This is a genomic window from Nostoc sp. 106C (assembly GCF_002154725.1).
GTDB lineage: Bacteria > Cyanobacteriota > Cyanobacteriia > Cyanobacteriales > Nostocaceae > Aulosira.
Window position 1 is genome coordinate 171130 of sequence record NZ_MTAW01000119.1, and the last position, 25676, is coordinate 196805.

Consider the following 25676-nt stretch of genomic DNA (forward strand, 5'->3'; position numbering starts at 1 on the left):
TCTGAGAAATTTCTCACTAGTAAACAAAAAGCCCCTGGTTAGTTGCCAGGGGCGTTCATCTTTATTCCCACTCATGAGGATCGCATTTATCAGGCTTTGATCAACACCCAGATATGCGATTATTGCATTGAATGTATGTGGTAATTGCAATCTTAAAGTAAATTGGTTGAGTTCAATACAGATTTTGAAGGAGTAAGTCCTAAATACTTTTCGCTTATGGCAAAATTTCGCCAACAACCAATGTTCGTAGGTAGATTCCAGAGAAATGCTATGAGAACCGCTATGCGCCCTAGGTTAAGTGATATTATTTCCCGCAAACTACATTTCACATCACATGAGCGCGATTAGATATGTGACTTTACTACTATTGATACTCTCATTCTCTGTAGCGCTTCCGGCGGCTGCATCTGTATGCAGAAACTACAATGGTCATCATATATGCATTCTCAGTATCCAACGTAGCGCTAAAAATTATTGGGAATACAGAGTTGCCATGAGTGTAGATGGTATAAAAGAACCTATCAAAGTCTATAACTGCCGTTCTCAAGTGCAGATTCAACAAAATGGGACTGTTGTGCCATTTCAATACAAAGACCCCGGTGAATTGATATGCGGTTTATTCAAGAAGTAGAATTCATCTTTTCTGCGCGGTAAACACACACCAGATGACAAAGACCGTAAATCCTAAATATGCAGATACAGTTAGCCATTCTTGCCAGTTACTAAATAGGCTTAGTTGTGGGGTCTCAAAAATCAATATATTAATCATGAGCGATCGCACTGAAGCGTAACTAGCAACTTTATCATAAAACTTCTTCGTGCTTGGCGCGTCAGTTGTTAGTTGCTAGCCCAGATAATTTTGAAAAATCTGACTTAGTTGACTTCCACACTCACTATAGTGACTTTTGCTTTGGCAGATGTGGTATTGTCACCTAAAAAAAGCAAATTAGGTGTAGTGTAAGGATTTTTATATCCCGGTGGTGGGGTAAAGCCTGTATATTGTCGCAGCTTACCTTGAAGAATGGGGACGACAATTCCATTGACGAACAGCTGATAGTTACCATCCTTGACGGCTAGCTTATATATTTGCAGTGAAGCTTTTGTGTTATAAACCGCATTTTCGCCACGGGTAAAGCCAGCATTCTGTGCCCAAATGCTATTTTCCCAGAAACCTAATTCTATACCGTAGGGTTGCTGTTCATTAGCCAACTTGTTGCTCATCGCCATCATACTGAAGCCAGCACGATTATCGGAACTGTGGCTTTCAGAATTAAGTTGCACTCTAAAACTGATGGTGTAACCTCTGCTGCGATCTAAAGTCAGCGGAGATTGACGAAAATAACCTGCATAATTGGTGTTAGTACCGCTGGTATCGAGAATCGTACCATTAGTTGTGGCGATCGCAGAAGGCGCAGGAGATGCTGCACTCCAAAGATACATCCATCCTTGTTGAGCTAGTGTTTGGCTGGGAATTGATAAGCCGTTATACAGTAAAGCCGCACTGGCAGCGTTGGTTCCCATCAGCAAGACAAAGCCAGCAGTCACAGCAGCTAGAGATGTTTTCATTGATTCTTAATTACAAAGGTATTATTTTGAAGTTACGGTAGTGCTATCCCTGAAAAGACACGCTTCAAATTATACCTGTAATCAAGGGTTTTTCTCACGCAGAGGCGCAGCGAAAAATTCCTCGAAGCCGGGTTTCCCGGCGTAGGAAATTTTTCAACACAGAGACACAAAGAAAGATATCAAGTTAAATTACAAAAGGGTCAAGTTGGCTACTGAACCAATATTCACCCACCCGCTCTGCTACCAGTGGTCTGACGGTAAACTTAGGTGGACGGCCCTCATGCACATCAATCCGCACGCATGAATAAGAAAGTTGCTTTTGAAAAGCATAATCTTTGCGACCCACATAGAGTAGTGAATCTGCAACTTTGCGAGTTGGACTACCAGGAATCTCAGTAAACGTTTCCAGTAATTCAGTTCCCTCTGTCCGCTGACGGCGAGGACGACGACCACTGCCACCAGAGATAATATAGTTGATGTGAGAATCAGCATAACCAGTATCAACGGTGCGGAGATATTCTAGACAGTGGGCGTGGCCGCTAAGAACTAAATCTACTATGGGACGGTCTTGAATTTGAGAACCAAGGTTTTTCGCTACTTGTTCAAAAACCCACCGCAAACGGTGACGTACTGCTAAGGTTTGTGCTTGCTGCCACTTGGTTGCTTCTGTAACGTAGGGGGGATGGTGGAGATAGATAATCCTTCCGCGCACCTCGGAGTTATGCCAAGATTCAATCAGCCTGTTACGCAGCCATTCTAGTTGTTCAAAGTCAATAGTCGCTGGTGTATGGGATGCTAGTTGTTTTTCGATGTCGATTTTGACTTCATTAATTTGGTCTAATTTGGCACTGAGGTCATCGAGTTGTTCCGCATCATCAGGGTTATCTGGATTGAGGCGATCGCTTATTGCTAAAATCTGCACTTCTTCGCGATCTATCTCATGGCGGCGCTTTTCCAATTCTCGGCGGTAAATTCCTCCTGCTTGTGTTGTCGGTAAAGGCGAAGGTTCGTTAAAGGTATTGGAATCGAGAGCGAAAAAATCTATACCACCGTACCTAAAAGTGTAATAGCGGTTGGGTAAACGAGTAAAAATTCCTGGTTCGTAGCGCAAACATCGCCCTGTATTAGTTTTTGCGGTATAGTGACTGTCTAAATGCTCCTTTAACTCCTCTGGAGAAGCGATTTCTGCGAGATAATCGAGAAACGCCCTTGAGTAGGCATCGCCTTGATTGGAACCATGCCAGCCAATTTCAAAATCTTTGTAGCGTAGCATCCGCCGCAGCCGCAGCGTACTTCCTGTCAGCAGACGATACATCAAAGGAACATCGTAATAATCATGATTGCCTAACACTGGTAGGAAGGGTAGATTAAACACCATGCGATCATAGGCAATATTTTGCGGATTTTCCCCACCTACCATAAATTCTCGGTAAGGTTCGATAAAGTTTGTCGGGTAATACTCATGGGAACCCACCACATAAATGACATCCCCCGTGTGTAACACCAAACTGCATTCATCTTTGTGGGCAAGCATGAGTTCAGCAACTTGGCGTTGCGGATGGTGTCCGTAATGGGACTTTGTACCACTATCACCGATGACCATAAAAGAGAATTCTGAACGATCATTTTTGCGATCGTCTATGACCATACTCGTTTGGTCGATTCCCCCTTGCACAATATTGGGATGCAGCCACCGCACTCTTTCCTGCATCTTGTGGATTTTTACAGGAATTGGCGGTTCGGATATCAATCTCATTTGTCATTTGTCCTTTGTCATTTGTCATTTGTCATTGGGCATGGGGCATTGGGCATTGGTCAAAAGTTATAGGCTTAAAGGTGCAACTTTCGACATCAAAGATGCAATGTTTATGTTCAAGGAGGCAATTTCCGACATCAAAGGTGCAACGTTCAGCTTCAAAGGTGCAATTTCCGACATCAAAGCCGTAACGTTCAGCTTCAAAGGCACAACTTCCGACATCAAAGCTGCAACGTTCAGGTTTAAAGGCACAATTGACCCGTTCAAAACACAACCTCCACAATCAAAAGCCCAATGCCCCATGTCCTACTGATAACCCGCCGCTTGCAACAGGAACAACCTGGCATATTGTCCTCCAGCTTCCAATAATTCTTCGTGAGTTCCCTGTTCTATAACTTTCCCGGCTTCGATCACCATGATTTTATCTGCCATGCGTACTGTCGAAAAGCGGTGGGAAATTAAGAATACCATCTGATTTTGGGTAACGGCGCGAAAATGATTGAAGATGTCAAACTCAGCTTGAGCATCCATTGCTGATGTTGGTTCGTCTAATACTAAAATATCTGCCCTAGTTCGCATAAAAGCACGAGAGAGGGCGATTTTCTGCCATTGTCCCCCAGAAAGTTCCTGTCCTCCCTTGAACCAACGGCCAAGTTGAGTCTGAAAGTTATCAGGTAATTCGTTAATAAAAGGTTCCGCCATGCCTTTTTGGGCAGCATTTTGCCAGCGATTTGTATCTTCTAAATACTGGACATCACCAACGCCAATATTTTCCCCGACAGTGAATTGGTAGCGAACAAAGTTCTGAAAAATCACACCAATGCGCTGGCGCAGTACTTCTATATCCCATTCTTGCAAATCCACACCATCAAGGAAAATCCTCCCGGAGTTGGGGGTGTAAAGTCGGGTGAGTAATTTGATTAAAGTCGTCTTACCGGAACCATTTTCACCCACAATCGCCAGTTTTTCTCCTGGTTTTAAATGTAGAGAAATATTGTTCAATGCAGGTTTTGAGCTTCCTGGGTAAGTAAACGAGACATTTTCAAACCGAATCCCATCTCGGGGATTTACACCTTTGGTAGCTGTACCCCAAGGCTGTGGTGCTTCTTCTTCGAGGAAGTCGTAAAGATTGGAAAGATAAAGGTTATCCTCGTACATCCCCCCAATGGAAGTTAGGGCACCGGAAAAGGTAGACTGTCCCTGGCGAAATACAGTGAGATACATCGTCATATCCCCCAAGGAAATCCTACCCAACACCGCTTCTATAACAATCCAAGCGTATGCTAAGTAAAATGCTGCGGTACTTACCAAACTCAGGAGATATCCCCAAAGTCCCCGCCGCAAAGTTAAGTCACGGTCTTCGCCGTAAAGTTGATCGAAAATATCGCGATAACGCCTCAGCAGCATTCCTCCGAGTTGATAGAGTTTGACTTCTGTGACAAAGTCTTCTCTTGCCAAGAGATTTTCTAAATAATGCTGTTGGCGAGTTTCTGGCGCACGCCAACTAAACAGGCGAAAGGCTTGACCAGCAAATTTCGTTTCGGCAATGAATGCAGGCATAGCTGCTACAATTAGCACAATCAACGCCCACACAGAGAACTTCACTAGCAAAATGCCGTAAGTTACAAGTGAAAGGGCACTTTGCACTAACCCAAAAGTGCGGGTTACCAAAGAAAGCGGACGCACTGATGCTTCACGTCGCGCATTCAGAAGTTTGTCATAAAATTCCGAGTCTTCAAAATGCGTCAGATCCAGTGTCAGCGCTTTTTCTAAGATAAGTACATTCACTCGCTGACCTAGTAGCACCCGTAACAAAGACTGACAGACAGTTAGACCTCGCTGACTACCTGCCAATAACATGACAGCGATCGCTTCTAATCCTACATACAATAAAGGGCGCGTAATGTTATTATCTGCACCAGCTTGCGATGCCAATACCACCGCATCCACAATTAACTTACCAATGTAGGCGATCGCTGCTGGTAACAGACCAGCCACTAAAGTTAAAGTAGCAAGAATAATAGTTAAACTACGGCTAGTAGTCCACACCAAGCCAATAGCGCGTCCACTGTAACGGAAAATAGAGAGTGATTGTCGCAGAGTGTTGCGTTTCTTTTTAGTCTTCATTATTCTTTTTATAGCGTGGAAACACCGCCCTGCGATCGCCTGCCAATATCGACACAATAATCACGCCGACACCCCAGAAGGGTGTGTTATGCCTTTGGCTAACGCACTGCATTTAAACCAAGCGATTCAGATCGCATCGCCATCTTTCCACAACAGCGATATCTAAAACAAGCTGATGGGCTGCGAGATCCCCGACTTCTTCAAGAAGTCGGGGATCTAAATCTTGACTTTCGCCTGGCAAATCGCACTGCTACACTAATAAACAATATTGCGGTATTACTGGGTATGGCTGCACTTCACTGGAGACAACGACTTGCCTCACTGTCACCTCAAAGCCTTTTGTTTTGTCTCCCCATCATGCCTAAAAATGCCAGTCATCGGCGCAGATTCTCGCGTATTTTCCTGTTTCTTTTTACTTGTTTACTGACAGTTATTTTTTCGCTTACTTGGGTAAACGCCGCAGAAGAAACCAAACCAAAGCCAGAACTTTGGCAAATTCAGGGCATTATGGCAGCCCTTGATGATGGCTATCCCAAGGTGAAGCAGTTGGCTTTGTATCAATTAAGTTATGAACAGGAAAACTTGAAATCTTTAGATAAGGAACTGGCAGATATTGCCAAGATTGCTGCCAACTTTCTCAAAGATAACAGGGTTGAAGCTGAAGTTCGTTCCCGTGCGGCACAAGCCTTGGGGAAATTGGGAACTGCTGCCACTCCTTATATCAAAGACATTGCTAGCATCCTCAAAGATAACAGCGTTGACCCTAATGTTCGTTCCAGTGCGGCACAAGCCTTGGGGAAATTGGGAACTGCTGCCACTCCTTATATCAAAGACATTGCTAGCATCCTCAAAAATAACAGCGTTGATCCTAATGTTCGTTCCAGTGCGGCTGATGCATTGGGGAAATTGGGAACCGCCGTTACTCCTTATATCAAAGACATTGCTAGCATCCTCAAAAATAACAGCGTTGATGCTAATGTTCGTTCTCGTGCGGCTGATTTATTGGGGAAATTGGGAACCACCGTTACTCCCTATATCAAAGACATCGCTGACATCCTCAAAGATAACAGCGTTGATGCTAATGTTCGTTCCAGTGCGGCACAAGCATTGGGGAATTTGGGAACCGCCGTTACTCCCTATATCAAAGACATCGCTGACATCCTCAAAGATAACAGCGTTGATGCTAATGTTCGTTCCAGTGCGGCACAAGCATTGGGGAATTTGGGAACCGCCGTTACTCCCTATATCAAAGACATCGCTGACATCCTCAAAGATAACAGCGTTGATGTTAATGTTCGTTCCAGTGCGGCACAAGCATTGGGGAATTTGGGAGCCACTGCCACTCCCCATATCAAAGACATCGCTGACATCCTCAAAGATAACAGCGTTGATGTTAATGTTCGTTCCAGTGCGGCACAAGCATTGGGGAATTTGGGAGCCACTGCCACTCCCCATATCAAAGATATCCTTAACTTCCTCAAAGATAACAGCGTTGACTTTAATGCTCGTTACACTGCGGCACAAGCATTGGGAAATTTGGGAACCGCCGCTACTCCCTACATCAAAGACATCGTTGACATCCTCAAAGATAACAGTATTGATGCTTTAGTTCGTTCCAGTACGGCTGATGCCTTGGGGAATTTGGGAACCGCCGCTACTCCGTACATCAAAGACATTGTTGACATCCTCAAAGATAACAGCGTTAAGCCTGAAGTTCGTTCTGATGCGGCACAAGCATTGGGGAAATTGGGAACCGTAGCCACTCCCTACATCAAAGACATTGCTGACATCCTCAAAGATAACAGTGTTAAGCCTGAAGTTCGTTCTGATGCGGCACAAGCATTGGGAAATTTGGGAACCGTTGCCACTCCCTACATCAAAGACATCCTTAACTTCCTCACAGATAAAAGCGTTGACGTTAATGTTCGTTCCAATGTGGCACAAGCATTGGGAAATTTAGGAACCGCCGCCACTCCTTATGTCAAAGACATCGCTGACATCCTCAAAGATAACAGCGTTGAAGCTTCAGTTCGTTCCAATGTGGCACAAGCCTTGGGGAATTTGGGAACCGCCGCCACTCCCTACATAAAAGACATCCTCAACTTCCTCAAAGATAAAAGCGTTGACGTTAATGTTCGTTTCAGTGCGGCATCAGCTTTGGGGAAAATCAGAAAACTAGAGTTAAATGAGATAGTTGTCATTCTAGATAATGTTTATTACGATGGTCAGTCCTACATTGAACAATGGCGCTTTTTAACTTATTTCCTTGGAGGCGGCACTGATAATGTAAAAACTCTGCTCAAATGGCTGGGCGAACCTAAAGGATCGCACGAGCATTTGACATACTCTCAATACAAAAAAACACTGCAATTATTTCTGCCAACATGGAAAGATAGTCAAGGGCTAGGGCGATTACAAGCAGATTTGGCAAGGCGAATTGCTGCAATTACTCAAAAATGTTCTTGGAAATGGCAAGATATTAATCTACTTCAATCTCACTACCAAAATCTTAAAGCTGCCGGATTTACAGAAGCAGATACATTAAAGTCAAAAATCGATAATCTGGAAATTTGGAAGTGGTTTTTCCTCGCCAAAAACATCATCCTTATTCACTTTGCCATTTGGCTTAGCCTTATCCTTGCCTACCCTAAATTTACCCAAGTTCTCGCACCTTTATTCTGGCATCCTTGGGCAAGGCGAATTCTCGGTTTTGGTTATATCGGCTTACTCTTAACTTGGGTTCCTTGGCTGCGTCAAAGATTATTGCAACCATTTACTCCTTTGCTGCTAGCAGATGCAGGGTTAGATAATTTTGTTGAGCAAGCTTATTTTGGTGAGTCTTTTGTCAAGGTGCCACGGGGGAGTACCCCACCCCTAGCCCCTCCCCACAAGCGAGGAGGGGGACAAGGCTTCCCCCTGCTTGCGGGGGGATTGAGGGGGGTGCTGGGGATATGGCAAAAGAAGCAAGCCAACGTCATAAATCGTCATTGCGTAGGCGTTTCGCCTTCCCGCAGGGTACGTAACGCAGTGGAGCGACGCAATCCCCGGATCTTGCGATTGCTTCACTACGCTGGCGCTCCGTTCGCAATGACAAACAGACTTTTGCGAAGGGGGATACAGCCAAAGACAAATTCCCTAGACAACATAACACCAGAGATTCAACCGATTACCCAAGCAATCCCGACTTTGCAAGGGCAAATCGTCTTAGAAGGCGACTCTGGTTTAGGTAAATCAATGTTTCTCCGCCATTTGGTAAACAATTCCCAGCGCATATTTGTTTACCTCCCCGCCCAAAAGTGTGACAAAGGCGTACTGGAAGCAATTTATGCCAAGCTACGGGGACAAGTAGACGATGCCAAATTCCTGAAAAACCTGATTTACAATGGAGCCTTAGATATCTGCATCGACGGACTCAACGAAGTCACCGCCGACACGCGGGCGAAAGTCTCCCAGTTTGCAGAAAGCTATTTCCGGGGCAATATGATTATGACAACCCAGCCCCTAGAGTGGATACCGCCTTCTACAGCGAAGAAATATGAATTACAACCGTTGCAGCGCGAACAAATCCAGCAGTTTTTGCTGTCTCGTCATCAAAAATTGGGGGCTGAGCGAAGTCGAAGCCCAGAAGTAGGGTGTGTTATGCCGGAGGCTAACGCATCATCCGAGATTGCCGGTGCTACACATGGGGAGCAGGAAGCAGCTGAGGGTACGGCACAATCCGAGGCTTTCGGTGCGTTAGGACTAAAGTCCATAACGCACCCTACGCAGACTGAATACGCCCAAGCCTGTACCAACTACCTCGCCGAAGCCTTCAACGAACAACAATCGCCGGAAGATTTAGCCGCAGCCAAGCGCATTCTTTCCAACCCAATGGATTTAACGCTGGTTGCGCTGATGCTATCACAAGGACAGCAACCAAATTTGTTTCGCCTGCAAGAACAGCAATATCAGCTAATGGCGGCGGAATACCTGCGAGAATGGCATCACGAATTTCCTTTAAAGAGATTCTCTCAGGCAGTTTACCAAATGCGGCTGAATGATGAAAGCACCATACCCGCTGAGGATTTCAAACCAGAATTAACTAGTTTGGAAGATGAAAAATATAAGATGGTCATCAGCCGCCAATGGGAGAATGACAAAGGCGAAGCCCAGAAAAGCTGGTACTTCCGCCACGATAAAATTATGGAATTCTTCTTAGTACAAAACTTTCTCGGTGAAGGTGAAACAGTTCAAGAACGAGTTAATCTACACATTAATGACCCTAGATTTCGTGGTGTCTATCTCTTATTAGCTAATTTACTGCCTTTAGATGCGGCTTTAATATTGCGAGAAACCATCATAGAATACGCTGCTAACAGCAAAGACCATACATTAAGCGATAAATTTGTCCAGTTATTACAGTTACGCTTACCGCAAAACTGGACGCAAAACGTAAAGCCAGTATTACAACAACACGAACAAAAAACTCTATATTTAGATTTAGTCAAGAAGTTTTTAGAACAAGTTGGTGCGAAGATAAAACGTGATATAGAAATGCACCTGACTATTGAATCTATTGAAGGTAGTCTGAGTATTTATGTGCCGTTGACTATCTGCATCACTGTTGACACACCAACTGATCAAGATATCATCCGCCTGCTGCAAATTGCCCAACAATTGCCCACACAGCAAACACAAAAAGCTGGTTTATTAATCTACAAACTTCAGCCAGATACCACAGCCAGAATGGAAATAGCGAAGGTGCGGTTACGCGACTCTTTTCTGCTAATTCCCATTCCTTTAACATCAGTGGAAAAAGCCTTACCCGATAAATTTGAATGTATCGGCTTACTGAATGAATATATTGATAGATACCTGCAACGCGCTGATTTCTTTGATGACAAGAACGCCATCACTGACACCTTATCATTTTTCGGTCGTACAGAACTCTTACAACGCTTAGGAGAAGAATTACTAAGATATCAAGGAGTGGGATTATTTGGATTACGCAAGTCAGGTAAAACCTCAGTACTGCTTCAGTTAGGGTTTATGCTGCGCGAACATCCCATAGTCCACATTGATTTACAACGCTATGGCGGCTCTCGCTACGGTGCGAATTTATTTAATGATATTATTCAGCATTTATCTAATTTAGAAAGTGAAGTTACCCTCCCCCAGTTTGCACCTTTGGCTTTAGATAAACCAGCCGCCGAGTTAACTGGTGAATTTATTCAACGAGTGAATGAACTTGCCCGTGCTATTCAAAAAACTAATAAATATAAGTTGCCCATCCTGTGCTTTTTAGATGAAGTAGAAAGGATTATTCCCACACCAGAAGACAGCCGCGAAAAAGCCGAAGAATTTAATGCTTGTTTTGGAGCGTTGCGGGTATTATGTCAACAACAACGGCAAATGTCATTGCTAATTGCTGATGTGCATCCCGATTGCAATCGCATTAATTCTTGGACACAACCAGGAGTAGCCACAAATCCGGTGTTTAGCTTCTTCAAAGAAATCTTTTTACCACCTTTCTCGGAGGAAGAAACTCAAGAAATGCTGGTGAATCTGGGTAAATTAATGGGGTTAGAGTTTGATGTAGCCACACCGCAACAAATTCATTACCAAAGCGGTGGACATCCGTTTATTTCTCGCCAATTAGCTCGCTTTTTAACAGAGAAGATTAAAGATAATCATGGCAATATGCTGATTGAATGGTCAATGGTAGAGCCATATTTAGCCAGAACCTTAACTCAAAGTGGTGAGTTAAAAAATTATTTAGAAAGAAGCATTTGGGAAGACTTAGAAAAACGCGACTTTCAGGTTGCAATCTCTATTTTGCGAGTCATAGCCTGTAACGAACAATTTCACGACAAAATACCACAACCAACCTTACTCAACCATCTGAAAAGCCAGTTCCCAACCAACCAATGCTTAGATGCTTGTAATTGGCTCACAAATGTTGGATTGTTGTATCAGGAGGAAGTGGAGCATCAGGATTTCTACCAGATCCGAATTCCTCTTTTATCACGGTGGATTCAAATGCAGATGACAGCAGAGGAAATCGAACAATGCCGGAATTTGATGGAGAACGTCCCTTTGATAACTACCGCGTCGCCATTACAGACCCCTCCCACTTCTTCGGACGCAGCGACTTAATTAATACCATCCTCAAATCCCCCTTTCAGGTGCGGATACTTTTAGGCGGAAGGCGTTTAGGTAAAACCAGCGCTTTACGTGCTGTGGAGTGGAACTTACTTAATCCCCAAAGCAATTATCCCCGCCGCGCTTTCCCGGTATTAGTTAACCTCCAGTTAGAACAACCCAAAGACTTAGACAACCTGCGTTACCTCCTTATCGCTAGACTCCGGGAAGCCATAGAACGCTGGCGAGAAGTCCCTTTAGCCGAAATTCGCCAAATGTACCGTGAGTTTCTTGGCAAAATTACAGGTGGTGAAGTTACCCTGAAGTTCCTCAGCCAAGCAGATATTAAATTAAATTTCACTAATCCCGACACCGAAAAGCGGTTAAATAATGATAGCTTTCGGTTAGCTTTCTTAAAAACTACAGAAGAACTGCGAAAGCTAAATTTTCAAGGCGTTTGCTTCCTCATGGATGGTGCTGAGTTTATTGTCAAACAAACTTGGGCAAATGACGCTTGGGCTTACCTACGCGGCTTAAAAGATACCGATATCGCCATTAAATCTTGCTTGGGTCTATTACTCTCTGGTTATCGAGACTTAAAAGAATATCAGCAGCGTGTCGGTTCGCCGTTATTAAACATCGCCGAAATCGAATGGTTAGCCCCCTTAAGTGAAGAAGATACCAAAAAACTGATAAGCGATCGCGCTGAACAAGAAAACATTCTTTTAAATGACGATCAAATTACCTCAATTATCGAATGGTCAGGATGTCATCCCTACCTAATCCAACAATCACTCAACATGATTTTTGACTCCAACCAGCAAGACTCCCGCGCTAATCTCATCGACGAACTGCTACAGCATCACGATAACGATTTCTCCGCCTGGTGGAACGCCGAAAAATTCTCTGGTTGCTTTAGCGAAGACGAACGCACAGTTTATTTTGCCTTAACTCAAAACCCCAAAGCCACCCTCCAAGATTTAGCAAATTATACAGGCTTCAGCCGAGCCAAAGTTTCCGAAGCCTTAGAAGTCATCGCTGGTACTGGTGTAATCCGCTCCTTAGATGATGACTTTTATACCGTAGGCTCTCGCCTGTTTGCAGAATGGGTGAAGCAGCAGTGAGGAGAGTGTGGGGAGGGTGGGGAGTGTGGGAAGTGTGGGGAGACATGGAACAAGGGAGCAGGGGAAGAAATGCACAATGCACAATACCCCATGCCTAATGACCAATGACCAATGACCAATGACCAATGACAAACAAAATTTTCATCACTCGCCGTCTACCTACTGATTTAGCACAACTAAATGCTGTCGCTTCTGTGGAAGTTTGGCCGGAACGTCAACCGCCGCCTTACGAGGTTTTGCTGGCTAAGGTAAAGGAGGTAGATGGGTTGTTGTGTCTGCTAACTGACAGAATTGACCAGCAATTAATCGCAAATTCTAAGCTGAAAGTTATTAGTCAAATGGCTGTAGGTTACGATAACATTGATGTCGCAGCGGCTACAGCGCAGAAGATTCCCGTGGGTAATACTCCCGGTGTATTAACAGATGCTACCGCAGATTTAACCTGGGCGTTACTCATGGCAGCCGCACGCCGAGTTGTGGAAGCAGATAGATTTACCCGCGCTGGTTTGTGGCAAACCTGGGAACCAGATTTATTACTAGGGCCGAATGTTGCAGGCGCTACTTTGGGCATTATCGGCTTCGGGCGCATTGGACAAGCTGTTGCCCGTCGTGCTCAAGGTTTTGACATGAGAATTCTGTATACAAGCAGACATCGCTTAGAGCCAGAAGTAGAAAAAGCTTTCAGTACGGAGTTTGTACCGTTAGAAACTTTACTGCAAGAATCTGACTTCATCACCATTCATACACCTGGCGCTGATGACACTCATCATCTATTGAGCGATCGCCAGTTTGCGTTAATGAAGCCATCAGCTATTTTAATTAATACCGCACGGGGAAGCATCATCGACCAGGATGCATTGTATCGGGCACTTGACCAAAAGCAAATCGCCGCCGCTGCTTTGGATGTCACAGAACCGGAACCGATCCCAATGGATAGCCCCTTACTGGCATTAGAAAATTTAATTATTACACCGCACATCGGTAGCGCCAGCCGCCAAACACGGGCAAAAATGGCAGATATTGCGATCGCAAACCTGATCGCAGGATTAAAAGGCGATCGTCTTCCTCATTGCGTCAACCCAGAGGTTTATGGTTAACACAAAGTAGAAAATAGTCTATTTTATTCCCCTGCTCCCCATACTCCCTTCTCTCCGCGTCATATTGTCGGGTCATTGCTGACTTTAACAATCAGCTTGCCAAAGTTTTCTCCTTGCAGCAAACCAATAAAAGCTTTGGGAGCATTTTCCAGACCTTCTACAATGTCTTCTTTATACTTCAACTTCCCAGCGCGCAACCACTGAGAAACATCACTTAAGAAATCTGGCTGACGATGTTGATAATCACCAACAAGAAAACCTTTGATCAGCGCACGTTTAACCAAAATTGGCATTAAATTAGGGCCAGGAGGCGCACTTTCGGCGTTATACTGCGAAATTAAACCGACCAATGGAATTCTGGCTCCCAGATTGATTTGCTGTAACACTGCTTCTAAAATTGCGCCAGCAGTATTGTCATAGTAAACATCGATACCATTGGGGCAAGCTGCTTTTAGTTCAGCATGAAAATCTTGAACTTTGCGGTTGATACAAGCATCAAAACCCAACTCTTTGACTACGTAATCGCATTTGGCATCACTTCCGGCAACTCCCACTACTCGACAGCCCTTGATTTTGGCAATTTGACCAGCTACAGAACCGACTGCACCCGAAGCAGCAGAGACAACTACTGTTTCGCCTGCTTGAGGTTGACCAATATCCAGCAAAGCACAATATGCAGTCATTCCCGGCATACCCAGGACACCCAAAGCATAAGAAATAGGTGCTTGATTCGGGTCAAGTTTACGCAAAGTCTCGCCTTTGGCTACACCGTAGCTTTGCCAACCGTCATAACCAAGCACAAAATCACCAACTGAGAAATTAGGATGGTGAGATTTAATCACTTGGCTAACAGTGTGACCAACCATTACAGATCCTAACTCCGCAGGCGCAGCATAGGACTCGCGATCGCTCATGCGACCACGCATATAAGGGTCGAGTGACAGGTAGATAGTACGGTTGCAAACTTCGCCTTCTCCCGGTTCTGGAATTGGGGTTTCAACAAGAGCAAAATCACTCTCTTTTGGCTCCCCTACTGGGCGGCTTTTTAGTAAGATTTGTTTATTTGTCATTTGTCATTTGTCATTTGTCATTTGTCTTTCTCATACTCCCCTGTCTCTCTTGCCTCCTCACTCTTCCCACACTCCCCACACTCCCCACCCTCTCTTCCGCGTCTCCTTTTCAGCGCGTTACAGGTACTTGTTGTTGCTCAGGTGCAGAACCCTGATTAGCAATTTGCTTAATCTGTACCTTAATACCGTATTCAGGGCGGAGTGTGATTGAAGGTTGCGGTACAATGGGGAACCCTGGTACTAATTCTATCTGGAAGCGTTGGGCGATCGTAGCCAATAATAAAGCTGCTTCCATCTGAGCAAAGCCTTTACCAATACAAATTCGCGGACCATCTCCAAAAGGAAAATATACACCTTTCGGTAGTTGCTTCTCAAATTCCTCTGTCCAGCGTTCGGGTTGGAAGGCTTCGGGAGCGGAGAAATATTTGGGATGGCGATGCATTACCCACTGACTGAGCATAATCGTCGTGCCTTGGGAAATTTCGTAGTCGCCAATTGTCGTATCTTGCGCTGCTTCTCGCCCCAAGAGTGATACTGGAGGATACAACCGCATTGACTCTTTAATTACTTGCTGGGTGTATGGTAAGCGGGGAAGGTCTTGTATTGCAGGCAACTTTCCTTGCAAAACTTGGTTTAACTCGGCAGAGAGTTTCTCTTGAACTTGCGGATGTTGTGATAAAAGCATCCATGTCCAAGATAAAGTATTAGCGGTGGTTTCATGACCTGCCAGCATCAAGGTTGCTACTTCATCTCGCAGTAGCTTATCGTCCATTTGTTGCTGAGTTTCTTCGTCCCGCGCCTCCATCAGCATCGAAAGCAAATCGTTGGTTTTCTCGTTACTATTACGGCGATCGCTAATTAATTTATAAATAGCTGCATCCATTTCCGCCACAGCATGACGATACCGGACATTTTCCGGTCTGGGGAACCATTCCCACACCAAAAAATTCTGCCGCCGCTTACTTTCAAACCAGTGCATTGTCACATCTAAGGCATTAGCAACCACTTTCGCCTCACCTGCGTTCACATCGGCGTTAAAAATGCACTTCATCACAATCGCCAGAGTTAAGCGCATCATATCTGCGTGAATATCATGGATTTCGCCATCATGCCAGGTTTGCAACATTTGGTTGGTGTACTCTACCATTGTTTCACCGTATTCATTAATCCGCCTTTGGTGAAACACAGGTTGAGCTAGGCGACGTTGCCATAACCAGGATTCTCCTTCTGCTGTTAATAACCCTTCACCCAGTAGAGTTTTCAAAACACGAAAGCCTCGGCTTTTAATAAAAATCTCGCGATTTTTTAAGACTTCTTCAATATATTCAGGATTAGTCAGCAAACAAGAGGGTGTTAAACCTAAGCGTAAAGGAACAATATCACCATAATCGCGACAACGGGTAAGAAAGCCTAATGGATCTTCTCCGAGGTCAACTAAATGCCCAACAATCGAGTTAATTGGCGGTGCTGGTAACTCAAATATATCTTGAGGCATAGCAGAAATGCTCCACGCTGGTCTGTCTTTCAGAAGAGTAATTTCCTATGCAATTGAATTCCTCATCAAAAAGAGAGATTTGTTATACCAATTTGAAAAAAGAATGCAACAGATTGTAGGGGCACGGCACTGCCGTGACCTCTAGAATATTATTGATGTGTCGCAAACATTATTTGATTTGGTATTAGCAAAGAAGATTGCTCAATAATTTCATTAGCGATCGCTTTTTACTAGTGAAGTAGACTAATTTACAACTGCAAGTGTTTTTTGTAGCTAGTACGCTTGCGCTCTGATTTTTTCTTCAGTCAAGTGCTTGGGCTTGATCGGCATCTAAACCCATATTGTCCAAGCACAACTTTGATTGCTCTATCCAATGACAATAACTTAGGAATACAAATGAACTTAGAAAAGCAACTACCAAGTTTAGCGATCGTTACTGGTGCAAATCGAGGCATCGGGCTGGAAGTTACACGCCAACTAGCTCATCAAAATATTACTGTGATTTTAGGAGCGCGTGACCTAGAAAAGGGAAAAGCTGCCGCCGAGACATTGGCAACAGAAGGGTTTGAGGTTTTACCCCGTTGGCTCGATGTGACTAATCAACAGAGTATCGATCGCCTAGCGACCGAGGTCAAACAAAAGTTTGGGCGATTGGATATCCTTGTTAATAATGCTGGTATTCTCTACGATACTTGGCAGCAGGCGATCGATGCCAACTTGGATACGGTACGCACAGCACTGGAAACTAACGTCTTTGGCCCTTGGCGCATGTGTCAGGCATTTATTCCATTACTACGCCAAAGCCAACGCGGACGAATTGTCAATGTTTCTAGTGGCGCTGGGGCGTTGACAAGCATGAGTGGTGGCATACCCGCTTACGGCGTGTCGAAAGCAGCACTCAATGCACTAACTCGTAAACTGGCTGATGAGTTGAAAGGAACTGGCATTCTCGTTAACGCAGTTTGCCCAGGCTGGGTTGCAACCGAGATGGGTGGCGCAGGAGGACGACCTATTGAACAAGGTGCCGCAGGGATTGTCTGGGCAGCAACACTTCCTGAAAATGGCCCAACAGGCGGATTCTTCCGCGATCAAAAGCCTCTAGCTTGGTAAGTCTAGGCATTCAATCAAAATTGCCATCAGTGCAGATACACCAGTAGAAATATAAGCAGTACTCAACAATCACAATGGTGGTTTTTAGGAAATTGCAATTCATTTACCAATACTATGAAAGTAACCGCAATCAGCTGTTATGGAATCTACCACTGACCAAATAGAAACTGAAAAATCAACCATAGCCATTATGATTCTGGCTGCCGGTGCATCTACTCGCATGGGTACACCAAAACAGTTGTTGTTTTATCAAGGACGGAGTTTAGTACAATACATCACAGAAATGGCGATCGCTTCAGTTTGTAACCCTGTGATAGTCGTACTTGGAGCATATTCAGAACAGATTCGTCCCCAAATCAATCACCTTCCCGTAAGCATCGTTGAAAACTTAGATTGGGCTTGGGGAATGAGTGCTTCCATCAACAGCGGGATTCAATTTTTGCATAATCTTTCGCAGAATATTGAAGCAGTAGTTATTGTACTTTGCGACCAACCATTTCTTTCACCCCAAATTATTAATCAACTTGTTGACGCATATTATTCAACAAAAAAACCTATTGTTGCTTGCGAATATGCAGGAACATTAGGTGTACCTGCTCTGTTTAGTAAAATATTTTTTTCAGAACTTGCTGAGTTACAAGGAACTTCAGGAGCAAAAAAAGTTATTCATAATAACCTTTCTCAAGTATTTTCTATTCCTTTCAACCAAGGCAATATTGATATTGATACTCCAAAAGATTATCAAAAATTGCTCTCAAGTAACATTGATTTGATTTAAGTTAAAAGATTTTCTACACATCAACAAAGTTGCTGTATCCAAAATGCAAGGTCACGAATAGTTTCTACAGCCGCTGTAAAATTTGGATTTGAGTTTACCGCTGATTATATTATGTCCGATTGAACACTTGTCATTGCAAACGGATTTTAAATTCGTCGAATTCACGTTAATTAAGATAAAAAATCAATCAAAATTTTTGCAAACTCAGCAGTATGGCTATAAAGAAGGCCATGTCCGGCTTGTTTAATAATTTTGAGTTCTGAACCCAAAATTCTGTTATTTAAAATATTACTATTGCCAGGAGGAATTACGGAATCGCTATCTCCAGTAATGATTAAGGTAGGTGCTTTAATGCCTTGCAATAAATTACAGGTATCGTGAGTATTGTGCGCCTGTAGTAGTCTTATCAAACCATCTTGCTGACTGTGATAAGGTGAGGTCTTTTTGAAAAAATCTTCTGCTTTTTCCCGGTTATGAGAAATAGCTAAGTATGATTCTGGAAAAAGAATATCCAATAAATCTCCTCGATTATTGGGGTCGAAATCGCTACAATCTCCACCTGCCATTGTGCAGGCTAATATCAATTTATTTAGCTTGCTAGCATGTCTTAAGGCAAACTGTTGAGCAATCATACCACCCATGCTGCCTCCAAGAACATGAGTTTGTGCTATTCCTAAAGCATTTAGCAATCCTGCTGCATCATTTGCCATATCAGCAGTTGTGTAGTTTTCTATTGACTGACTTTTTGTACGTCCAGAATCGCGGTTATCAAACACAATGACTTGGTAATGTTTTGCCATTTCATCAAGGAACGCATCCCCCCAGTCCAAAAGGCTGAAGCTTAAACCCATAATCATGAGTAGCGGATAACCACTGCCTTTAACCTCGTAGTAAATGCTAATATCTCCAACTTGAGTTTCTGGCATTTGAACATCCTATTAAGATAAAAAATAGAAAAATTAATAATTAGCTTTTAAAATTTTTTGTAAAGCTTTTAGAGAATCTTAGTCAAATTAAGATCGTGCCAAACTTTAATTTATTAGTTATATAAAAAACTTAACATTACTATTTGATTGTACTCAACTTTATGGTTAACTTTTTAGCTGGACTAGTTGCTTACACCTACTAACAGAAAAACCTTCTTTAGATAATCGAGATAACTGATAACCATACACTCGCTGCGGACATATCACAAGTAATTTGCTAAGCTGAGATGCGATATGTCGTAGGGGCATGGCATCCATAATCTTTCGGTGCATCACATAATTTTATCGGTGCCGTGCCCCTAGAATTCGTGTTAACTGAACGGTATTGGGCTATAAACCGAGGAAGCGTCTACGCACTTGTTAAAAGCGCTTGTTGTGAAACACCACCTGCGGCTTTAATTAAATCGGCTGCTTTTTCGCCAATCATCATTGTGGTGGCATTAGTGTTTCCCGTGATAAGGGTTGGCATAATTGAGGCATCCACTACACGTAACCTCTCAACTCCATTTACCCGCAGTTCAGGGTCTACTACAGAATCGGTGTCAGTTCCCATTTTGCAAGTGCCGACAGGATGGTATACAGTTTCGCAGGTTTCCCGGATGTAAGCTTGAAGTGCTTCATCACTAGTTACATCAGCACCGGGAGCAGCTTCCTCACCTCGGAAGTCATCAAATGCATACGAGTGGAATATCTGGCGGATAATTTTGATTCCTGCAACTAGCTTTTGCAAATCAGATTCACTTTGGAGATAGTTCATCTGAATTACAGGTGGATCTTGAGGCGAAGCAGAACGCAGAGTGAGATGACCACGGCTTTGGGGATTAGTCACACAGACTGAAGCTGCGAATCCTGCACCTTGACGGGCATAGCCAGGAGGTGTCCACAAAACAGGGCCACAGTGAAACTGTAAATCTGGCGCAGTATCTAAACGACCTTCAGTATGCAGGAACAATCCAGCTTCCCCAATATTACTAGTTGCAGCTGGTTGTAGATCCTGAGTTGCTTGGTATGCAACTATGACAGAAAGATGATCTTGGAGGTTTTGACCGACACCAGGTAAATCAACAACTACGGGAATATTTAGCGATCGCAGATGTTCTGCATTGCCAATGCCAGAGAGCATCAACAGTTTGGGCGAATCAAACGCGCCAGCAGAAAGAATTACTTCCTGATTTACAAAGGTTTGGTGTATCGTTCCTTCGTGCAGATATTCCACTCCAATTGTGCGCGTTCCCTCAAACAATAACCGAGTGACTAACGCAGCAGTGGTAACTGTTAAATTGGGACGATCTAAAATGGGTAATAGAAATGCTGCTGCTGTACTGTGCCGCTTACCATCTTTAATAGTTAACTGGTAAAGTCCGGCTCCCTGCTGTTGTGCGCCATTAAAATCAGGATTGCGATCATAACCAAGTGCAACTGCTGCTTCGACAAATCGATGTGATGTGACAGCAGGTGCTAAGGGATCTGTAACACTCAGCAATCCATCAACCCCGTGAAATTGAGATGCACCATGCTGATGGTTTTCGGATTTCTTGAAGTAGGGCAACACATCTTGGTAACTCCAACCAGGATTACCTAACTCCTGCCAGCGAGTGTAATCATGACGATTGCCTCGAATATAAATCATGGCGTTGATCGAACTGGTGCCACCCAAAACTTTCCCACGCGGACAATAAATTTTGCGGTTATTGATGTACGGTTCTTCTTCCGTAAAATATGCCCAGTCTACCTCTGTGCCCCACAGTTTTATCCAGTCTAGAGGAATTTGGTGTTCTGGTAGGGTAGGCGGATTGCCTGCTTCTAGTAATAAAACGGTTGTTTTACCGTCTTCTGTGAGGCGGTTGGCAACAACACAGCCCGCCGAGCCTGCACCAATCACAATATAATCGTATTCAGTCATAGATTATCTTTGTTAATTGCAAAATTTGTATTTCAGCGATCGCTAATAGTAAACCTGCTTTAAACTTGCGTTATTGGGATTGGTTGACCAAACACTTGTTCCACGATCTGAGGTTGGACTGATTGCAAATATTGAGTTGCAAATTCAGGAGGCAAAAACTCCAACAATAGCCAGTTCTCCACCCAAAACTCAATTACTTTGAACACCCCGCGGTCACAAAGCGCAACTTGCCAACCTTCACGCATACCGATTTGCTCAATTTGCTCTTGGCTAGCAGGTACAGAAATTGCGACATGAGTTGCCACAAAGCTTGGCGAACTGGATGTTTGGATAACTTTGCTTGGTTCTGTGTCCGAAGCGGGAACACACACAGATCCTAAAGGAAACACTTCAATTCCAGTGCCATAATCATCAAATACAACCACGGCATAACTACCGCCAGGATTTGGGAAATCAAAGAGCTTACCGTGACAAATTTCTGCCAGTACGCTTGCAACGCGAAGCGGATTTTGAGCGGCAATGGAAATGTGATGAATCATCAGAATCACTCCATTAATTAATTTTAATTTAGAAACTTAAGTGGTCACTTCTGGCATTAGTTGCTAAAACTTTACAAAAAGCTAATCTCTTGAATACCAGACTAATATGTGTTGGGATAAGTTATACCAATTTGAAAAAAGAATGCGACAGATTGTAGGGTCACGGCAGTGCTGTGACCTCTAGAATATTATTGATGTGTCGCAAACATTATTTGATTTGGTATTAGTTAATTGCAACTAGGTAATGTTGTCATACCATTTCACAAAAAATATGATGTGGATGTAGGTTGGGTTGAGGAACGAAACCCAACAATTACAAGACTTTGAAGTGTTGGGTTTCACTCAGTTCAAACGCCACTTCACTCAAGTCGGGAAACCCGCCCACGTGAGTGGCTCCCCAACCTACGCATCTGTCTCATTTTTTGCTGGAATTGGTATAAGCGCTGCTAATTCGAGGTTTGCCAATATAGACAGTGTGATCGCTCCAACTTCTACAAAATGCGATCGCTCAAATTTATCTTTCATAAAACGCAAAGTGCGATGGCCTACGCAGGTAGTGTCTACGCAAAATTAGCTTTCTTTACCAGAATCACCTCATCCATAGAGAACCTCATCTCATTTGTGACCAACGAGATCGGGTTGTTTATCAACGAGTACTCATCCATAGAGAAGGCGATCGCATTTGTGACCAACCAGATCGAGTTGTCTATCAATGAGATCTCATTCATCAAGAACCTCATCTAATTTGTCACCAACAAGTTAATTTTTTGTGCGGAGAGGCTGCACTAAGTGATGAGAAATTGCGCTGCTACAAGTTGAGGAACTCCAAGGAGCGATCGCTATAGATTATATGATGTCCGGCTAATTACCCTTAATATGTCACCAAGGCTTAGTAAAATTTTACTTTTTGACTTGAGAATAATCCTACATAACCTGAGTTCGGGATAAGAAATCCTCAAACCCCTTGATTTTTCGTTGTCTGGTCTGAAACTTTGTTTTCATATATTTTCAATAAGGCATGTTGTTGATATTAATCTCATTTGTGAACCTTATTGACGAAACGATTCCACTTTAATCACTTCTTTTACCACTTAGAATTTTGCTCAATCTATACACAATAAGCTTTTTAGCTTCTGGCTTAACCCGAACTCAGGTTACATATATTCTTAACATTTCAATTCGGATTGCTATATTACATAACATAAGCTGTAAACCGCACAAGATTATCCTGACCGAACTGCAATGAATCTCCATTGAGCAAACGATATTGCACGCCAGGATTTAAAGGAGTGTTATTTAAATAAATACCATTTGTACTCATATCAACAATCATGTAAGCATTTTGCGACCAGTCCCAATAGACTCGCGCATGGCGACGAGAAATTATTCCCTCGTTAGGAAGACCAGTTAAGTCAATTTCTGGCGGAACAGTCATACTTTGACTGCGGCGGCCAATATAACCTACTTCTCCAGACCACTGGAATTCTCTACCTGTAGTGTGAATTAGCTTTAAAAGTGGCAACCTTGGCGGTGGCGGAGTATAAGCAGGCTGTACAGGTGGAACATAGGGAGGAACTCGTTGCTGATACTCTGTGGAATAATCGACGGGGGGTTGATAGGTGGGTGGATTTACTACTGGTCGTGGAGGTTGGACAGGTTGTGGAGGATTTGCTTGTGGTGGAGTTGGTTGTGGTGGAGTCGGTTGTGGTGGAGTTGGTTGTGGTGAAACAGGTCTAGTTGGCGTAGGTGTAATTACATTACCCAAAGGAGTTGAGCACCAAGGGCAAACCTTAGCATTGTTAGGCAAAGCGCGGTTGAAATATTCGCAATTAGGATTAGGGCACCGATTTGCAGGCATAGGAATTTATATCATCAGGTATAGGTTGTAAAGGGATAAGACCTACTTTACTAAGTAAACACTGTCCCTGACGAGTAGTTAGTATCTCAGCAAATGTAGACCCAGATGACTGGCGACTTTTGTCTTTAGGGTACACCACAAATATAGGGTATCTTAAAGGATAGCTTTGAAAAGCATTTACATCAAAAAAATAGTTATCGTGCTGGCACAGGTCATCTGAGGTATTGATTGGGCGATGTTCACGCCGTTGAAATAGCGGTTGACTGGCTGGTTTGTTATTATCAACTATAGCTAGGGGATAGCCCGTACATTGGGCCCAAGTTTTACCGATAATACCAAAACCAATAATGCCAGTATTTCGCCCTTCAAGAATTTCTTTGCGTATCTGGTTTTGGGTTTTTGTTGTATCCAATTTCTCAATCTTGGCTGCAAATAAAGCTTTGTCTTGAGCGTCGTTTTTCAATACTATTTCTTGAAATTTTTGTATTGCTTCTGGTTCGGTTGGCGCAAAGGCTTTAACATCTAAATTAGGAAGATTAGAATTAATTTGTTGCCAATTAGTAATTTTACCTGTATAAATTTGGCGTAATTGCTCCAAGGTAATTTTTCCGCCTAGAGCATTCGCTAAATTTGAATCTTTTTTATTAAATGCTACATATACAAGTAACCCATCATTAACAACTGCTGTTTGCTCTAATTTATCTGTTATTTTATCTACTAAACTAGTAATTGCAAAATCTTTCTTACCAATCGTGACTTCTTCTATAGGTTGAGTAAGATTGTCTATATCTACTGAAGAAACAGGTTCGTAGGTGAATTCTGCTTTTACTTCAGGCTTGGGATTTGTTAATAATTCTTCTAAACTATTATTGTCAACCTGTTGTTTCAAAATAAAACTCCATGTTCCATCCTTTTCGCCTGTGTAGGTGAATTTGCCTGAAGGAACGTTGTTGACTTCAGAAAAATTGCGTACCAGCCCAAACCAAGTTATATATTTGCTATTATCTTCTGGTTGATGACGCTGCCAAAGATAAAACAGAATTCCGCCTCCCAGTAATAGGAAAGCTAGAATTCCTAGCCAAACTAATTTTGTTCGTAAACCTTTGTCTTGTTCTTGTGATGTAGGTAATGGACTTAAACTAGTTGCTAGTAGATTCTCTTGAGGTAGTTGCAATAGCGCTTGGCGAGCAGCTTCAGCACTAAAAAAAGGATTTTCTAACCGTAGTAAGCGGTAAATAAACTTCTTTAAATCATGATCAATATTGGGCCAATGTTCATTTTCTCTGGGGTCGAGAGGCTGATTAGAATAATTAGTTGTTCTTCCTACCCATAAATAAAAAGCCACTAATCCTAATGCTTCTAAATCTTGCTCCCGCTTAGATGGTGCAGGTTGGGGAATAGAAGGAGGGATAAATACATTTTCCCAGATAGCTAAATCGTCAAAATATATATATTGTTGATTATTTTCAACTTGAATTAAAATGCTATCCAAACTGAGGTTTCCGTGGGCTAGTCCTTGCTGTACTTGATTTGAGGGGAACCGCAGCTTTTGACTATGAAGAAATTCTAGAGTTTGCAGAGCCTGATTTAGTACCTCACGCACCTGAGGCGCTGTCATTGCTCCATGTTGGGTAAGATATTGGGCTAAAGTCTGGGATGCTTCTGTCCCTTTAGTAATTAAATAACAGCGCTCTCCTTTTTCATCTGCGATCGCTTCCCAAGTATTGACAAGCCGAAAATTTGGGGTTCTACTATCCGCTAAACTTACCCCTCCCACCCGCTTAAAAGTTTCTTTACGCTCAAGAGTCTCTTTTTCATTAAAACAATGGCTGGGTAGCAGATATTCTTTAATGATTACAGGCTGTTGATCCTTAACTTGAATACCTGCGTATAACCGACCATTACCCCGCACTCCTAAAAAAGTATTCACCTGATATGTGCCCCAATTGCCTTTAATTTCTGCCTCCTGTGGTAAAGTTGCGGGAAAACCACATTCCAAACAAAACCTAGCTCCTTTGATTTCCTGTGCTGTTTGGAAAGGGCGATCGCAATTTAAAGGAGCGTTGTAAGAGCAAGGGTATTCTTGATAGAAGTATTCAGATGAATGCATAAGTATTGAAAGCAGAAAGCACAAAGCAGAAGATAGT

Annotated in this window: 19 protein-coding genes; 6 read left to right on the plus strand and 13 right to left on the minus strand. The window is 43.2% G+C overall.

Annotation, left to right across the window (positions count from 1 at the left end):
* Positions 1 to 334: 334 nt before the first annotated feature.
* Positions 335 to 631: a hypothetical protein gene (locus BV375_RS17115; protein ID WP_086762520.1), complete on the plus strand. Its 297-nt coding sequence runs from the start codon at positions 335 to 337 to the stop codon at positions 629 to 631.
* Between the two features lie 242 nt (positions 632 to 873).
* On the opposite strand, the gene BV375_RS17120 is transcribed toward BV375_RS17115, so the two are convergent.
* From BV375_RS17120 to BV375_RS38720, 5 genes are all read right to left on the minus strand, one after another.
* The gene (locus BV375_RS17120) at positions 874 to 1566 is read right to left on the minus strand and encodes a hypothetical protein (protein ID WP_086762522.1); all 693 of its coding nucleotides are present in this window, start codon (positions 1564 to 1566) and stop codon (positions 874 to 876) included.
* Positions 1567 to 1750: 184 nt separating this feature from the next.
* Positions 1751 to 3322 (minus strand): metallophosphoesterase, encoded by a 1572-nt coding sequence (locus BV375_RS17125; protein ID WP_086762524.1) that lies wholly within the window; start codon positions 3320 to 3322, stop codon positions 1751 to 1753.
* A 66-nt stretch (positions 3323 to 3388) separates the two neighbouring features.
* A complete protein-coding gene (locus BV375_RS36025; RefSeq protein ID WP_143842108.1) occupies positions 3389 to 3589 on the minus strand; it encodes a hypothetical protein in 201 nt (66 codons plus the stop codon).
* Between the two features lie 39 nt (positions 3590 to 3628).
* A complete protein-coding gene (locus BV375_RS17135) occupies positions 3629 to 5449 on the minus strand; it encodes an ABC transporter ATP-binding protein (protein ID WP_086762528.1) in 1821 nt (606 codons plus the stop codon).
* A 112-nt stretch (positions 5450 to 5561) separates the two neighbouring features.
* A complete protein-coding gene (locus BV375_RS38720) occupies positions 5562 to 5690 on the minus strand; it encodes a hypothetical protein (RefSeq protein ID WP_279432930.1) in 129 nt (42 codons plus the stop codon).
* Positions 5691 to 5734: 44 nt separating this feature from the next.
* Between BV375_RS38720 and BV375_RS38170 the strand changes: the two genes are divergently transcribed.
* From BV375_RS38170 to BV375_RS17150, 3 genes are all read left to right on the plus strand, one after another.
* On the plus strand, positions 5735 to 11584 hold the full coding sequence (locus BV375_RS38170; RefSeq protein WP_243713964.1) for a HEAT repeat domain-containing protein: 5850 nt from the start codon (positions 5735 to 5737) through the stop codon (positions 11582 to 11584).
* Entirely contained in the window at positions 11497 to 12693 is a 1197-nt protein-coding gene (locus tag BV375_RS17145; RefSeq protein ID WP_086762532.1) for a hypothetical protein, read from the plus strand. Before BV375_RS38170 ends, BV375_RS17145 begins: the two co-directional genes overlap by 88 nt.
* A gap of 125 nt (positions 12694 to 12818) precedes the next feature.
* Positions 12819 to 13790 carry a D-glycerate dehydrogenase gene (locus tag BV375_RS17150; protein WP_086762533.1) on the plus strand — a complete coding sequence of 324 codons (972 nt, stop codon included), beginning with the start codon at positions 12819 to 12821 and terminating at the stop codon, positions 13788 to 13790.
* A 59-nt stretch (positions 13791 to 13849) separates the two neighbouring features.
* Here BV375_RS17150 and BV375_RS17155 read toward each other — a convergent pair whose 3' ends face one another.
* Positions 13850 to 14860: an NADP-dependent oxidoreductase gene (locus tag BV375_RS17155; protein WP_086762534.1), complete on the minus strand. Its 1011-nt coding sequence runs from the start codon at positions 14858 to 14860 to the stop codon at positions 13850 to 13852.
* A gap of 109 nt (positions 14861 to 14969) precedes the next feature.
* Positions 14970 to 16355, minus strand: coding sequence for a cytochrome P450 (locus BV375_RS17160; protein ID WP_086762535.1), 1386 nt, complete (start codon positions 16353 to 16355; stop codon positions 14970 to 14972).
* Positions 16356 to 16751: 396 nt separating this feature from the next.
* Between BV375_RS17160 and BV375_RS17165 the strand changes: the two genes are divergently transcribed.
* Together BV375_RS17165 and BV375_RS17170 are read left to right on the plus strand one after the other, a co-directional pair.
* Positions 16752 to 17465 (plus strand): SDR family oxidoreductase, encoded by a 714-nt coding sequence (locus tag BV375_RS17165; RefSeq protein WP_086762536.1) that lies wholly within the window; start codon positions 16752 to 16754, stop codon positions 17463 to 17465.
* Positions 17466 to 17604: 139 nt separating this feature from the next.
* Positions 17605 to 18243, plus strand: coding sequence for a nucleotidyltransferase family protein (locus BV375_RS17170; protein ID WP_086762537.1), 639 nt, complete (start codon positions 17605 to 17607; stop codon positions 18241 to 18243).
* A gap of 170 nt (positions 18244 to 18413) precedes the next feature.
* Here BV375_RS17170 and BV375_RS17175 read toward each other — a convergent pair whose 3' ends face one another.
* The 6 genes from BV375_RS17175 to BV375_RS17195 form a co-directional block, all read right to left on the minus strand.
* Positions 18414 to 19169, minus strand: coding sequence for an alpha/beta hydrolase (locus tag BV375_RS17175; protein WP_086762538.1), 756 nt, complete (start codon positions 19167 to 19169; stop codon positions 18414 to 18416).
* 409 nt (positions 19170 to 19578) lie between these two features.
* Complete coding sequence (locus BV375_RS17180; protein WP_086762539.1) at positions 19579 to 21132, minus strand: GMC family oxidoreductase N-terminal domain-containing protein; 1554 nt, start codon at positions 21130 to 21132, stop codon at positions 19579 to 19581.
* 59 nt (positions 21133 to 21191) lie between these two features.
* The gene (locus BV375_RS17185) at positions 21192 to 21671 is read right to left on the minus strand and encodes a hypothetical protein (RefSeq protein ID WP_086762540.1); all 480 of its coding nucleotides are present in this window, start codon (positions 21669 to 21671) and stop codon (positions 21192 to 21194) included.
* A gap of 402 nt (positions 21672 to 22073) precedes the next feature.
* Entirely contained in the window at positions 22074 to 22196 is a 123-nt protein-coding gene (locus tag BV375_RS38725; protein ID WP_279432932.1) for a hypothetical protein, read from the minus strand.
* A gap of 667 nt (positions 22197 to 22863) precedes the next feature.
* The gene (locus BV375_RS17190; RefSeq protein WP_086762541.1) at positions 22864 to 23529 is read right to left on the minus strand and encodes an FHA domain-containing protein; all 666 of its coding nucleotides are present in this window, start codon (positions 23527 to 23529) and stop codon (positions 22864 to 22866) included.
* Positions 23507 to 25639, minus strand: a complete 2133-nt coding sequence (locus BV375_RS17195; RefSeq protein ID WP_086762542.1) for a substrate-binding domain-containing protein — start codon at positions 25637 to 25639, stop codon at positions 23507 to 23509. Before BV375_RS17195 ends, BV375_RS17190 begins: the two co-directional genes overlap by 23 nt.
* Positions 25640 to 25676 lie beyond the last annotated feature (37 nt).